We start from the raw sequence: 14,452 nt of genomic DNA, 5'->3' as shown, positions 1-14,452 counted from the left end.
CCTGCACTTAACAGGGTAGAGGCGGCGGTGATATCGCCACGCTATGACCGCGATACACAAAACCCGTTTTATCGCGCCACTGGCCTTCGCTACTCTAAGTTCCAAGAAGGTAAGCGCCACGAAGGGCCGAGCGCCCAGGAACGGTTTCACAGTACGGTTTTACAGAAAGGAGTCTTTATGTCCGAGTTCAACAGCATTGGTCTACACGAAGGTAGTGCAAGCCAGCTGGCCGAGAAGCTTAATCATCTGCTCGCCAACTACCAGATCTTCTACATGAACGTGCGCGGCTACCACTGGAACGTCAAGGGCAGCGACTTTTTCCAGCTTCACGAGAAGTTCGAGGAGCTCTACACCGACCTGCTCACCAAAGTAGACGAAGTCGCCGAGCGTATTCTGACGCTGGGCCACAAGCCGGTCCACGCTTACAGCGACTACGCCAAGCTTTCGCGCCTGGAGGAAGACAAGGACGTACACGATGGCCAGGCCTGCGTTAAAGGCGTGCTGGACGGCTACCAGACGCTGATTGCCCTGCAGCGCGAAGTGCTGGCCCTGGCCTCCGATGCCGACGATGAAGGCACCGCCGCCCAGGCCGGCGACTACATCCGCGAGCAGGAAAAAACCGTGTGGATGTTAAACGCTTATTTGAGCAAGTAACCCGCACCGCATCACAAAAACGGCGCCTGTAGGCGCCGTTTTTGTGAGTACCACCAGCACTTCTGGAACACCGAAGTAGTTAGCGCTTTTCAGCCAACGCCTCGGTAAAGGCGCGCAGCATTTTCCAGAATTCCTCGACGGAGGCGAGTTCGACCCGCTCGTCCGGCGAGTGGGCGCCGCGAATCAGCGGTCCAAACGAGATCATGTCCAAATGCGGGTACTTGCTACCCAGGATGCCGCACTCGAGGCCTGCGTGAATGACCTTCACCGCGGGCTCGACGCCCAACAGCGCCTGGTGGCGCTCCTTGAACGTGGCCAGCAGTTCACTCTGGGGGTTGGGCGCCCAGCCGGGGTAGCCGTTTTCCACCCGGACACGCGCGCCCATGAGCCCGAACAGCGCACTGAAGCGATCCGCCAGCGCCGTTGTAGCGCTGTCGTGCAGCGAGCGCACCAGCGCACAAAGATGCAGCCGCCCATCTTCCAGGCTGAGTACGCCCAGGTTGTTCGAGGTCTCGACCACGCCCTGAACGTCCGCGCTCATGCGTTCTACCCCACAGGGGGCGGCGTAAAGCGCGGCCACCAGCATGGCGCTGGCATCGCGGGTCAGCGGCTCTTTAGCGCTATCGCCTTCGACCTGTTTGGCCTTTAGCGAAAGGCCAGGGTCACCGCTACCCAGCTCCGCTTTCAGAATGTCTGCGAGCTTTTCCACCTTACCAAGTGCGGCGTCCAGCTCATCGGCGGGCAATGCTACAGTGGCAAACGCCTCGCGGGGGATCGCGTTTCGCAGCGTGCCGCCGCGGTAGTCGATCAGCCGCGCATCGAGAATATCCAGCGCCCGCAGCGCGCGCACCAGCAAGCGGTTGGCGTTGCCCAGCGGCTTGTGAATGTCTATCCCCGAGTGGCCACCTTTAAGCCCGGTCAGCGAAAGCTCGATCACCGCTTCCTCTTCGCGCAGGGCGCTGCCGGGCAGCTTGGCATCCACCAGCACGTCCGCGCCGCCGGCGCAGCCGATATACGCTTCGCCGCGCTCTTCGCTGTCCAGGTTCAAAAGCAGCGAGCCTTCGAGCCAGTTCTCGTCCAGGTTCAGCGCGCCACCCATGGAGCTCTCTTCCTCCAGCGTGAACAGCGCCTCCAGCGGGCCGTGGGTCAGGGTGTCGTCTTCGAGCAGCGCCAGAATCGCCGCCACACCAAGCCCGTTATCCGCCCCCAGGGTGGTGCCATCGGCGTGTAGCCAGCCGCTTTCGACGTAGGTGCTGATCGGGTCTTTAGTGAAATCGTGCGGGGTGTCGGCGTTGGCCTGGGCGACCATGTCCAGGTGGCCCTGAAGGATCACGCCGGGGGCGCTTTCAAAGCCCTGGCTTGCCGGCTTTTTGATACGCAGATTACCGAAGCTGTCGCGATCGGACGTCAAGCCAAGCCCCGCCGCCCAGGCTTCGAGCTTTTCGACCAGTGCGGCCTCGAAACCGGAGGGTCTGGGCGTATTACACAGCGTACGGAAGTGGCGCCATACCAGCGTAGGTTCAAGCGAGTCCAGATGTGCGTTCATGATAGCTCTTTGTGATTCATAACCGTCCTACTCTACCGCTCCCGCTCGTCGGGGAAAAGAGCCCACTCGGCCAGACACCGAACCGCCGCCCGAAGCGCCCGGTTCGCCTCCCGCGGCGCGGGGGCGGGCAGGCGGTTTTGAAACGCCCACGCGGTCAGGGTTTCGAGGGCGTGGGTTGCATCCGAAGGCGCGCCCGGCTTTGCTTGCTCGGCGCTTGCCAAACGCGCCAGCAACGCAAGTGCGGGCCGGGCCAGCGCCGGGTCGCGGTGGGCGTAGGCCACGTCCCGCACGTCCTGGCGCTGCTGCGCATTCAAAGACGCAGGCTTTAGCGCACCGAGCAGTAGCACCACGACATCCGGGGCGAGCTTTGGTAGCTCAAACGCGAGCAGACTTTCAAGACCCGCGCTAAAGGAGGCGTCGAGCTCCTTTAGCACCGCTTCGCCTTCCGGGTTGAGCGCGCGCGCCACCATCACCGCGTACTCGCCGGTGGAGACTTCGCGGGTAACGCCCAGCCGCACCGGTTTGAACCCCAGCGCCCGCCAAAAGCGTAAAAGTGAGGCCTCGGCACCGAAGGTCGCCCCATAAAGTGCCAGGCCGCTTTCCCGCGCGGCCGCGATATCCGCCTCGATCAACGCCCGACCCAACCCCTCACGCCGGCGCTGCGGGTGAGTGGCAATACGCGCGACCCGGCGCCAGCGGGCGATGAGTGCGCCGCGGCTGCCGCTGTGGGCGGCCAGCGACTGCGCGAGCAGGTGCCCGCGCGGGCGACGCTCGCCCCGGGCGACCTGGTCGGCGAGCTCGGCCTCGAAGCCCCCTTCTTCCCGGGTCACCAGTACGGCCTGGGGCGCGGCGCCCTCGCCCATCATACGAAAGCCGGTGCCCGGGCCGTCCATTAGCTGACGTAAATCATTGGGCGTGGTGCGGTAGTGCGACTGAACCAGCAACCCGAAGAGGGTTTCCATCAGCACCGGGTCGCGGGAAAGCATTGGCTGGGTGAGCGCCTGGGTCGCGTCAGGGGCGCCACGCTGGAGCCTGGGAAGCGGCGCGTCCAGCAGCAGCAGTTTTTTCAGCACCGCTTCCAGCGGGTCCTGGGCGGCCCAGCGCACCGGCGCATCCAGGCGCACCTCGCGCCAGAGCGGGGTTTGGCGCTCGAGCACCTCGCGAAAGCGCAGCGCAAAGCCGCGCCCGGAACCTTCGTAGCCGTGCACGGTGGTGGCAAACGCAATGCGCGGAAACGCCTCGAGCCACTGGGCCAGCAGCCCGGCGGGGATCGCCGCCGCTTCATCCACGAGCAGGTAGCAGCCATCGCCGCCAAGCACACCGTCGCTTACCTGCTCGCCGAGTGCCTGGGGCGTCAAGTAGCGCACCGTTTGCCCGCCAGGTAGTTCGAAGTGCGCAGGCCCTTGCCAGCGCCCCGCGGGGCAGAGCGCGCCGAGCCGCTCGGTGAGGCTGACGATAGCACCAAGCGACGGCGCGGTAACGACGATGTCGTTTACGCCGCTTTGCAGCAGCCGCGCGCAGGCGATGCCCAGCGCCGCGCTCTTGCCCCGGCCGCGGTCGGCGGTAATCACCAGCGGTCGGCGGCGCTTCAAGCGGGTAATGAGAGAAGCCACCCGCGCCTGGTCCGGGGTTTGGCAGGCCGGGTCTTCCACATAGTGCGGGGCGGGTGGTACCGGGCCAAGCCGGGGCAGCCAGGGCCGGAGCGCTACCGGCCAGCGGACGACATCAGCAGAGGCCGTCAAAATGCCCGCCAGTCGCTGAAGGTAGTAGGCGCTCAGCCCCTGCCAATGCCAGGGGTGGTCGGTAAAGCGGGCGTAGTCCGGGTCCGGCGCGCGGCCCCAGTCCGACGGGGTAATCAGCACGCAAAGCCCGCCCACGGTTAACGTGCCCGCCAGCACGCCGAGCGCGTCCGGGTCGAAGCCCTGAGCTCCGCTTGCGTCAATCACCACCAGCTGGTGCTCGCCCCCCAGCCGGCTGCGCGCTTTTTTGTTGGATAGCGCCGCGACCGGGGCGTCTTCCGGGCTTGCCACCCAAAGCGGCGCGTGCCAAGCGTGGGCCTGCCAGAGCGCCAGCGCCGCTTCTCGGCACGCGCTAGTCTCGCCGTGAAGCCACACCAGCTGGCGCCAGCGGCGGCGCTTCAGGCGTGTGGCGTGGGCGGCCACGACCTGGGCGCAGCGCTTGGAAAAGGGGGCCGAAGCATTAGCGGAGCGCTCTATCATGGAAGTTCCTGAACAGGTGGGTCTGGGTCGTTAAGCGCCGGCGTAACCGGTTCTGCAACGTAAGTCCTAACGCGACGCCTGCCCCGGGAATACACTTTCAACGCGGCAAGACCGGCTTTGAGCGTCTACCACCAACGGCTATGGCGCGCGGGCCCGGGGAGTATGCTAGCTTATCGCTGTAGCGCACCCAAGTTGACGTATACGTAAGGCTGCGTTGGTTTTCCTGACCGTTTACCAATACCAACAACATCACACGCTAAGGAAACTCATCATGACGACGATCTCTCGTTTCGCCCTAAGCGCGCTTGCCACCGGCGTGCTCTTCGCCTCCACCGCCCAGGCCCAGGAGCAGTGGACCATGACCTCCACCTGGCCGGACAACCTGGACCTGATTCAGATCGACCGCCATTGGGTGGAGCTGGTCAATAGGCTTGCCGGCGAGGAACTACAAATCAATTTTCGCGCCGGCGGCACCCTGATGCCCGGCACCGAGGTGTTCGATGCCACCGAAACCGGCAGCATCGAGGCCGCCGGCGACTGGCCGGGCTACTGGGCAGGGCTCAACCCGGCGTTTTCACCGCTTGCCACCACTACGAGCCTGTTCAACGGCGTCGATTACCTGAACTGGATTCAGCAGTGGGGCGGGCGTGAGCTCTACGAGGAGATCTACGGCCAGTTCAACATGATGTACCTGCCCTACGGCATCACCAACAACGAATCCGGTTTCATGGGCCGCACGCCGATCGCGAGCATCGCGGACCTTGAAGGTAAGCGCCTGCGACTTTCCGGCCGCGACCAGGGGCGCGTGCTCGAACGCTTGGGCGGCTCCCAGGTGACCCTGGCCGGCGGCGAGGTGTACCAGGCCATCGAGCGCGGCGTGATCGACGCCGGCGAGTTCTCCACCCCCGGGGTGGACTACAAGGCGGGCTTTTCCGAGGTGGCGGACAACTGGGCAACGCCTGGCTGGCACCAGTCCGCGAGTGTGTTCGGCGTGATGATCAACATGGAGGCCTGGAACGCGCTCGATGAGACGACCCAGGAAAAGCTGCGCATCGCCGCCGACGCCACCATGGCCTGGTCGCTGGCCTGGTCCGAACGCGCGTCCAACGAGGCGACCCGCCAGTTCATCGAAGACGGCGTGACCATCAATCAGTTCTCCGAGGAGGACCTGGCGCGCATTCAGGAGGTCACCAACGAGGTGATCGTTCAGGGCGCCTGCGAGAACCCGGACCACGCCAAGGTCTACCAGTCGATGGTGAGCTATCTGGAGGACTACGCCACCTGGCGCGATGTGTCCGCGCCGTTCAACATGAGCCGGACCATGGAGAGCCTGCCGTCGCTTTCAGAGATCGAAGCCTGTCTATAAGACAAGCCGTATTCGCCGCCCCGCCCGGGGCGGCTTTCGAGCTGATTGCGGAGAATCATTATGCACGCCATTGCCAAGGCGATCGATGCGGTGAACGAGGTCTTCGGACGGCTTATCGCGCCGCTGATTGCCGTGATTACCTTGATCGTTCTTTATGATATCGCCTCGCGCTTTTTCCTGGGCCGGCCCAGCGACTGGGCGTTCGACGTCACCAAGATGCTGTTCGGCGCCCACTTCATGCTGATGGCCGCTTACGGCTTGAAACACCACGCCCACGTCGAAGTAGACGTACTCAAGCGCCTGCTCTCGCTAAAGCGCCAAGCGGTGCTGACCCTTCTGGGCTATGCGATCTTCTTCGTGCCATTCATCTGGATGCTGTTGAAATACGGCTGGCTGTTTTTCGAGCGCTCTTTCAGTCGCGGTGAGACGACCTACGGCATGGTGGCCATTCCCGTCTACCCCATCAAGGGCGTGATCGTGGTGGCCGCCGTACTGATACTGCTGCAGGCCATCGCCATCGTGCTGCGCGCTTTCATCGCCCTGCGTGAGGAGAGGCGCTATGAACCTGAGTCCTGAACTGTTGGCGCTTTCGATGTTCGGCGGGCTGTTGGTTGGGCTCTTCATGGGCCACCCGCTGGCCTTCGTGCTGGGCGGAGTCGCGGTGATCGGCGCCTTTCTGGGCCCCGGTGAGCGGGTGTTGGGCACGCTGATCAATAACATCTTCGGCAACGCCATGGACAACTACGTGCTGGTGGCCATTCCGCTGTTCGTGCTCATGGCGCGGTTTCTCAACGACTCCGGCGTCACCGAGCGCATGTTCGACGCCATGCGGCTGCTTCTAGCCAACCTGCGCGGGGGGCTTGCGCTAACCGTGGTGATCGTCTCGATATTGCTGGCGGCGACCACCGGCATCGTCGGCGCCTCGATTGCGGTGATGGGCATGATCGCACTGGTGCCGATGCTGAAATACGGCTACAACAAGGAACTCAGCGCAGGCGTCATCATGGCCAGCGGCTGCCTGGGGATTTTGATACCGCCGAGCATCATGCTGATTCTGATGGCGAGCTACTCGCCTGTCTCGGTCGGTGCGCTTTTCGCCGGCGCTATGGTGCCCGGCGTGATGCTCGGCGTGATGTACGCGCTCTATGTGTTGCTCGTTTGCCACTTCAAACCCTCTTACGGCCCGCCTGTGCCGAAGGAGGAGCGCGACGAGGTCAGCACGCCCGAACTTCTCAAGATGCTCGGCAAGTACGTGGTGCCGCCCATGGCGCTGATTCTGGGCGTGCTCGGGGCGCTTTTTACCGGTATTGCGACGGCCACGGAAGCCTCGGCGATTGGTGTCTTCATCGCCTTTCTGCTGTTTTTGATCTTCGGCGATCGCAAGCTCTCGACTTGCTATCGCACGCTGATCGACGCGGGCAAGACCACCACCATGGTGATGCTGGTGCTGGTGGGCGCCACCGCCTTTACCGGCGTGTTCTCCCGGGGCGGCGGCATGCAGGTGATACAGGACTTGCTGCTGGCGATGCCCGGCGGCACGACCGGGGCGCTGATCATGATGTTTTTGCTGGTGTTCGTGCTGGGCATGTTTCTGGACTGGACCGGCATCGTGCTGCTGAGCTTTCCCATCATGCTGCCGATCATCCAGCAAATGGGGATCGATCCGCTCTGGTTCGTGGTGATGGTCGCCGTGGTGCTACAAACCTCGTTTTTAACACCGCCTTTCGGCTACGCGCTGTTTTATCTTAAAGGCGTCGCCCCGCCCGGGGTGGAGATCGTCGATCTCTACAAGGCGGTGATTCCCTTCTGCGCGCTGATTCTAATCGCCTGCCTGCTGATGGCGTTCTTCCCGGTGCTGGTGACGGGGCTGCCGAGCGTAATGATCGGTTATTGAGCTACGTACCGCCGCCCAGGATAGGCGGCGGTAATTCGGGGTCAGTGGCTAGTGCGCCTCGTCCCAGTTGTCGCCGGTTTCGGCCTCGACGATCAGCGGTACTTTCAATTCCGCCGCGCCTTGCATGCGTTTTTGCACCTGTTGGATGAACGACTCTACCTGGGCCTCCTTCACCTCGAACACCAGCTCATCGTGTACCTGCATGACCATCAGCGCGTCGAATTCACCCTCGGCGAGCCAGGCGTCGACGTCGATCATCGCCTGCTTGATGATGTCCGCCGCGGTACCCTGCATGGGGGCGTTGATCGCGGTGCGCTCGGCGCCCTGGCGGCGGTTGCGGTTTTGCGAGTGGATCTCTGGCAGGTACAGGCGCCGCCCCAGTACGGTCTCGACGAAGCCGTCTTCACCGGCCTGGGTGCGAATGCGCTCCATATAGCGCGCCACGCCCGGGTAGCGGTCGAAATAGCGGTCGATGTAGGTCTGCGCCTGATTGCGCTCGATGTGTAGCTGCTTACCCAGCCCCCAGGCACTCATGCCGTAGATCAGCCCGAAGTTGATCGCCTTGGCGCTGCGGCGCTGCTCATTGCTGACTTTATCAAGCGCCGTGCCGAAGACCTCCGCGGCGGTGGCGGTGTGGATATCCCGGTTTTCGGCGAACGCTTCCAGAAGGCCCTTGTCCTCGGAGAGATGCGCCATGATGCGCAGCTCGATCTGTGAGTAGTCGGCGGCGACGATCTTGTAGCCGGGCCGGGCGACGAACGCCTGGCGAATCTTGCGCCCCTCTTCAGTGCGAATGGGAATGTTCTGCAGGTTCGGGTCGGAGGACGATAGCCGCCCGGTGGCGGTCACCGCTTGGTGGTAGCTGGTATGCACCCGCTTGCTCTGCTTGTTGATCAAGCGTGGAAGCTTATCCGTGTAGGTGGATTTGAGCTTGGAAAGCCCGCGGTGCTCCATGATCACCTTGGGCAGCGGGTAGTCCAGCGCCAGCTCCTCGAGCACGGCTTCCGCCGTAGACGGGGCGCCCTTCGGGGTTTTCTTGAGCACCGGGATTTTTTGCTCATCGAACAGGATCTCGCCGAGCTGCTTGGGCGAGCCCAGGTTGAACTCCCGACCGGCAAGCTCGAACGCCTTTTGCTCGAGCTCGCGAATGCGCGTGTCGAGCTGCTGGCTTTGCGTGTGAAGGCGCTCGTCATCGATGGCCACGCCGTTGCGCTCGATGCGCGAAATCACCTTGATCAGCGGAAGCTCCAGCCGGTCGAGCACCTCGGCCAGGCGGCCCTCTTTTTCGACCAGCGGGCGCAGGGTGTCGTGCAGGCGCAGGGTGATGTCCACGTCTTCGCAGGCGTAGGGCGCGGCTTCTTCCAGTGCGATCTGATTGAAGGTGAGCTGCTTGGCGCCCTTGCCGGCGATCTCCTCGAACGAGATGGTTTTCTCGCCGAGGTACTTGAGCGCCAGGGAATCCATGTCGTGGCGGGTGGCGGTGGAGTTCAGTACATAAGAAGCCAACATGGTGTCCGCCAAGGGGCCGGCAACTGAAATGTCGTAGTTGGCGAGCACGGAGATATCGTACTTCAGGTTCTGGCCGATCTTGACGGTTTGCGTACCTTCCAGAATCGGCTTCAACGCGGCGAGTACATCACCCCGGTCGAGCTGGGCCGGGGCATCGAGGTAGTCGTGGGCCAACGGTATATAGGCCGCCTCCCCCGCCTGCAGGCAAAGACCCACGCCGACGATCTCCGCCTCCATGTAGTTAAGGCTGGTGGTTTCCAGATCGAAACAGAACCGCTCGGCGCTTTTGAGCCGCTCGAGCCACGCATCGAACTCTTTTTGGTCGGTGATGACGTGGTCTTCCCGCGCCGCGCTGGGGGTGGGTTCGGCCTCACTCACCTCATGCGGGGCAGGCGAGCCGCCTTTCACGTCGTCGACGCCTTCATCCTTGCCCTCGAGCAGCTCCACCAGCCACTGCTTGAACTCCAGCATCTGATAGAGCTCGGTGAGCTTTTCCCGGTCCGGGTGGGCGATGTCCAGGTCATCGAGGCCCACCGGCAGCTCACAGTCGGTCTTGATAGTGGCGAGCTGGTAGGAAAGGTAGGCCTGGTCGCGGTGCTCCTCGAGCTTTTTGTGCAGCGTCTTGGCGCCGCGAAAGCTCAGCGTCTTGATCTTATCCAGATCACCATAAATGGTGTCGAGCCCGCCTTCCATACCCTGCAAAAGGCCGATGGCGGTTTTCTCGCCCACCCCGGGTACGCCTGGGATGTTATCCACCTTGTCGCCCATCAGCGCGAGAAAATCGATGATCAAGGACGGCGGCAAGCCGAACTTGTCTTCCACGCCCGCCACATCCAGCGTTTCGTCCTTCATTGTGTTGACCAGGGTGATGTGGCCGTTGACCAGCTGGGCCATATCCTTGTCGCCGGTGGAGATCACCGCGTCGCGCCCGGCTTGTGTTGCGTGAAAGGCGAGCGTGCCGATCACGTCGTCCGCCTCCACACCTTCGATGCACAAAAGCGGCAGACCCAGCGCTTTGACGCAGTCGTGCAGCGGCTGGATTTGGCCGCGCAGGTCGTCCGGCATGGGCGGGCGGTGGGCCTTGTACTCGCTGTACATCTCGTCGCGAAAAGTCTTGCCGGGCGCATCGAACACCACCGCCATGGGGCTTTGGGGGTAGTCCTTGATGAGCCGCTTGAGCATGTTCAAAACGCCCTTCACGGCGCCGGTGGGCTGGCCGTTAGAGGCATTGAGCGGAGGCAGCGCGTGAAAGGCGCGGTACAAATACGAAGAGCCATCGACGAGCACGATTGGAGCGCGGGCCATAACCAGTCCCTATTGCAGATCGGGTGAAATGAGCGGTATCGCTTGAGCGTTAATGGTGGTCACTATAGGCCAAAACGCAAGCTGTGGGCGGCCATGATACGCGTTCGTGGGCCAGGGTGCAGAATGGGTACGGCGAGGAAATCACCATAACGCTGCCAACTGGCGAGTCGAGTCGCTACAATGAGCCAACCAAACCCCGGGCGAGAAAACGATGGCTGTATTCACCCCGCTTAGCGACGCGCAGGTCGCCACTTTTCTGGAACGATTCGACGTGGGCCGGCTGGTCGCGCTGGAGGGCGTGGCCGGCGGCACGGAGAATTCGACGTTTTTCGTCACGACCGACCAGCGGGAGCTGGTATTGACCCTTTTCGAGCAAGGCGAGCACGAAGAGCTTCCGTTTTTCGTCGACCTGATGGATTACCTGGACGAGCACCGCATTCCGGTACCCGGCCCGGTGCACGACCATCACGGTACGGCGCTACAAAGCCTGGCGGGCAAGCCGGCGCTTTTATTCCCCCGTATGCCGGGGCGCCACCCCGCCAGCCCCAATTTGGCGCAGTGCCGGGCGCTGGGCGAGGCGCTGGGCCAATTGCACGTGGTCTCCCAACATTTTCCGGGGCAGCGCCCCAACCCGCGGGATCTGAACTGGCTGGAAGCGGTACACCACAAGGTGTTGGCGTATTTGAGCCCCGCCGATCAGGCGCTGATGAAAGACGAGGTCGACGACTTTCAAAGCGCGTTTGGCCAAGTGGATGCGTTGCCCACCGGGGCGCTTCACGGCGACCTGTTTCGTGATAACACGCTGTTCGAGGGCGACCGGCTTGGCGGTATTATCGATCTTTACAACGGCTGCACCGGCGAGCTCTTATTCGACGTCGCCATCGTGATCAACGACTGGGCAACCGATGAAGACGGCACGCTCAATGCCGAGCGTTACGACACCCTTTTATCGGCGTACATGGCGCGGCGGCCCTTCACCGCGCAAGAGCGTGCGCTGTGGCCGACGATGCTGCGCATGACCGCGCTTCGTTACTGGCTCTCGCGGCTTCTGGTCGTTTATGTCGACCCGCCGGCCCACGATTTGACGCCCCACGACCCGGAGCGTTTTCGCACCATCTTGAAGGCACGCATCGCCCACGGGGCCTTGCCGCTGCCTGAGGCCAATGATGAATGAGTGACTCTTCAAGCTCCCAAAGCGCCGCCCAGCGCGCGCGCCGCACCTGGAACATCGACCAGTGGGGCAGCGGCTATTTCGACGTCAACGAGCAGGGCCAGGCGCTGGTGCGCCCGCTGGGCAGCGACGCCGAGGGCCCGGCACTTGCGCTCAGTACGCTGACCCGGGAGCTGCAAAACGCCGGGCTTCGTCTACCGGTACTGGTGCGCTTTAGCGATATTCTTCACGACCGGGTCGAGCAGCTGTGTAGCGCCTTTGACAGTGCCATGCAGGAAGCGGACTACGCCGGCGGCTATACCGCGGTGTATCCCATCAAGGTGAACCAGCAGCGCCGCGTGGTGGAGGAAATACTCGCCACCGCCGAGCGCGGCAGCGGCCGCGTGGGCCTGGAAGCGGGCAGCAAGCCCGAGCTTATCGCCGTGATGGCGCTCTCGGATGCCGGCTCTTCGCTGATCGTCTGCAACGGCTACAAAGACCGTGAGTACGTGCGCCTGGCGCTGCTGGGCGAAAAGCTCGGTCACAAGGTGTACCTCGTGGTCGAAAAGCTCTCCGAGCTTTCGATGATTCTCGAAGAGGCCCGCGCGCTCGAGGTGACCCCGCGTATCGGCCTGCGCGCCCGACTCGCCTCGGTGGGCAAAGGCAAATGGCAAAACACCGGCGGCGAGAAATCCAAGTTCGGTCTCACCGCCAGCCAGATTCTGCAGGTGGTCGACACCCTGCGAAGCCAAAATGCTCTGGAAAGCCTGCAGCTGGTGCACTTCCACCTGGGCTCGCAGATCGCCAACATTCGCGATATTCAGCGGGGGCTGCGCGAGTGCGCCCGCTTCTACCAGAACCTGATCGCCCTGGGCGCGCCGGTGGATACGGTGGACGTGGGCGGCGGCCTGGGGATCGATTACGAAGGCACGCGCTCAAGAAGCGACTGCTCGGTGAACTACTCGATGCGCGAGTACGCCCGCAACGTGGTCAACGCCTTCGCCCAGCTTTGCCAGGAGGCGAACCTGCCCGCCCCGCACCTAATCAGTGAATCCGGCCGGGCGCTGACCGCCCACCACGCGGTGCTGATTACCAACGTGATCGGCGAGGAGCGCATCGACGACACCCCGCCGGCGCGCGAACAACAGGACGACCCCCAGGTGGAAGCGCTTTGGCGCGTTTTCGACCAGCTCGAGAGCGCTCAGGAGCCCCGCGTACTGGTGGAAGCCTGGCACGACGTGCTACAGGCGGTCAGCGAGCTGCACGAACGCTTCGTAATGGGGCTTTCCAACATCGACGCTCGCGCCCAGGGCGAGCGCCTCTACATGGCGACCTGCGCGCGCCTGCGCGGCCAGCTGGATACCCGCAACCGCGCCCACCGCGAGATCATGGACGAGCTGGCCGAGAAACTCGCCGACAAGCTTTTCGTGAACTTCTCGCTGTTCCAGTCGGTGCCGGACGTGTGGGGGATCGAGCAGATTTTCCCGGTGCTGCCACTGACCGGGCTGAACGAGGCGCCCACCCGCCGCGCAGTGATTCAGGACATTACCTGCGACTCCGACGGGCGTATCGACAGCTACGTGGACGGCCAGGGCGTTGAAAGCACCCTGCCGCTACCCGAGTGGCCCGAAAACGAAGAGCGCTGGCTCGGCTTTTTCCTGGTGGGCGCCTATCAGGAGATTCTGGGCGACTTGCACAACCTGTTCGGCGACACCGACTCCGTCGACGCCGCCCTGGGCCAGAACGGCGAGTGGGTGCTCTCCAACCCGCAAGCCGGCGATACGGTGGCCAACGTGCTGGGCTACGTGAACTTTGACGCCGCGGCCCTCAAGCGCAAACTGTTCGACCAACTCACCAGAAGTGGTTTCTCCGAGGCCGAACAAGAGAGCTTCGCCGCGAGCCTCAACGAAGGGCTGGAAGGCTACACCTATCTTGAATGATGGGCCTCTAGCTTGAATGACGCTCGAACGGCAAACATGTAGCGCAGACGCAAAAACGCCGCCGGCCCCAAGGGCCGGCGGCGTTTTTAATGCCTGCTTTTATTCGACGACGGTGGTATTCACCTCGAGCCCGCCGGTCAGCGTCAGTTTGAGCGCCGCGCCCCGGGGCAGCTCGCCGACACCCGCCGGCGTGCCGGTCAAGATCACATCCCCAGGCTCCAGGGTGAAGTGGCGGCTCATTTCCGCCACCAGCGTCGGGATCGCAAACAGCATATCCGCGCCTTCGCCGTACTGGCGCTGCTCGCCGTTGATATCGAGCGTAAACGTCAGCGCGTTCCAGTTGGGCACGCGGCTAAGCGGCAAAAACGCCGAGAGCGGGCATGCCCCATCAAAGGCCTTGGCGGTTTCCCAGGGGTGGCCCTTCTCTTTGAGTTGGGTTTGCACGTCGCGAAGGGTTAGATCCATCGCCAGGCCAATGCCGACAATAGCGCGCTCGGCCTGTTCGTGGGTCGCGTGGGTCAGCGTTTCGCCGATCAGCAGCGCAAGCTCGGCTTCATAGTGCACATCACCGCGGGAGAAGGGAGGATCCAACGGTTTGGTAATATCGACCACGCTGGTCGCCGGCTTGATAAACAGCAACGGCTCGCTCGGAACCGGATTTTGCAGCTCTTTGGCGTGGTCGGCGTAGTTACGGCCAACGCACACGACCTTACCCAGCGCGTGGGGAAATTCCTGGCCATCGGTAAACTGTGGAACAAAACGCATGGCGGGTACTCTCCTTCTCATTATACGTGCCGCATACTCAACGACAGGCGCATTAGTCTACCCCACCCGACTACCTGTACGACAACCCTCCCCCGTTTTTTTGA

The 14,452-nt window shown here is 63.1% G+C and carries 10 protein-coding genes; 6 read left to right on the top strand and 4 right to left on the bottom strand.

Annotation, left to right across the window (positions count from 1 at the left end):
- Window positions 1-177 precede the first annotated feature (177 nt).
- Window positions 178-654 carry a Dps family protein gene (locus tag ACWHRL_RS02660; RefSeq protein ID WP_447527736.1) on the top strand — a complete coding sequence of 159 codons (477 nt, stop codon included), beginning with the start codon at window positions 178-180 and terminating at the stop codon, window positions 652-654.
- A 79-nt stretch (window positions 655-733) separates the two neighbouring features.
- On the opposite strand, the gene ACWHRL_RS02655 is transcribed toward ACWHRL_RS02660, so the two are convergent.
- Both ACWHRL_RS02655 and ACWHRL_RS02650 read right to left on the bottom strand, forming a co-directional pair.
- The gene (locus tag ACWHRL_RS02655) at window positions 734-2,200 is read right to left on the bottom strand and encodes an aminoacyl-histidine dipeptidase (RefSeq protein ID WP_447895125.1); all 1,467 of its coding nucleotides are present in this window, start codon (window positions 2,198-2,200) and stop codon (window positions 734-736) included.
- Window positions 2,201-2,232: 32 nt separating this feature from the next.
- On the bottom strand, window positions 2,233-4,419 hold the full coding sequence (locus tag ACWHRL_RS02650; protein ID WP_447895124.1) for a tRNA(Met) cytidine acetyltransferase TmcA: 2,187 nt from the start codon (window positions 4,417-4,419) through the stop codon (window positions 2,233-2,235).
- A 271-nt stretch (window positions 4,420-4,690) separates the two neighbouring features.
- On the opposite strand from ACWHRL_RS02650, the gene dctP reads away from it, so the two are divergent.
- Genes dctP through ACWHRL_RS02635 form a run of 3 tightly spaced genes read left to right on the top strand, consistent with a single transcriptional unit; the run spans window position 4,691 to window position 7,679 of the window.
- Window positions 4,691-5,785, top strand: coding sequence for a TRAP transporter substrate-binding protein DctP (dctP, locus tag ACWHRL_RS02645; RefSeq protein WP_447895123.1), 1,095 nt, complete (start codon window positions 4,691-4,693; stop codon window positions 5,783-5,785).
- Between the two features lie 60 nt (window positions 5,786-5,845).
- On the top strand, window positions 5,846-6,361 hold the full coding sequence (locus ACWHRL_RS02640; protein ID WP_447895122.1) for a TRAP transporter small permease subunit: 516 nt from the start codon (window positions 5,846-5,848) through the stop codon (window positions 6,359-6,361).
- Window positions 6,345-7,679, top strand: a complete 1,335-nt coding sequence (locus tag ACWHRL_RS02635; protein ID WP_447895121.1) for a TRAP transporter large permease — start codon at window positions 6,345-6,347, stop codon at window positions 7,677-7,679. The genes ACWHRL_RS02640 and ACWHRL_RS02635 overlap by 17 nt, the downstream gene beginning before the upstream one ends.
- Window positions 7,680-7,727: 48 nt before the next feature.
- Here ACWHRL_RS02635 and polA read toward each other — a convergent pair whose 3' ends face one another.
- A complete protein-coding gene (gene polA / locus ACWHRL_RS02630; RefSeq protein WP_447895120.1) occupies window positions 7,728-10,493 on the bottom strand; it encodes a DNA polymerase I in 2,766 nt (921 codons plus the stop codon).
- Window positions 10,494-10,704: 211 nt separating this feature from the next.
- Between polA and ACWHRL_RS02625 the strand changes: the two genes are divergently transcribed.
- Entirely contained in the window at window positions 10,705-11,667 is a 963-nt protein-coding gene (locus ACWHRL_RS02625; protein ID WP_447895119.1) for a homoserine kinase, read from the top strand.
- The gene (gene speA, locus ACWHRL_RS02620; RefSeq protein WP_447895118.1) at window positions 11,664-13,583 is read left to right on the top strand and encodes a biosynthetic arginine decarboxylase; all 1,920 of its coding nucleotides are present in this window, start codon (window positions 11,664-11,666) and stop codon (window positions 13,581-13,583) included. The genes ACWHRL_RS02625 and speA overlap by 4 nt, the downstream gene beginning before the upstream one ends.
- 99 nt (window positions 13,584-13,682) lie before the next feature.
- Here the strand turns inward: speA and ACWHRL_RS02615 are convergent, their stop codons facing one another.
- Window positions 13,683-14,348, bottom strand: a complete 666-nt coding sequence (locus ACWHRL_RS02615) for a fumarylacetoacetate hydrolase family protein (RefSeq protein ID WP_447527727.1) — start codon at window positions 14,346-14,348, stop codon at window positions 13,683-13,685.
- Window positions 14,349-14,452: the final 104 nt, after the last annotated feature.

The organism is Vreelandella sp. GE22 (assembly GCF_968212445.1).
Note: the sequence above shows the minus strand (reverse complement) of the source record. Positions and strands in the feature narration are given on the sequence as shown.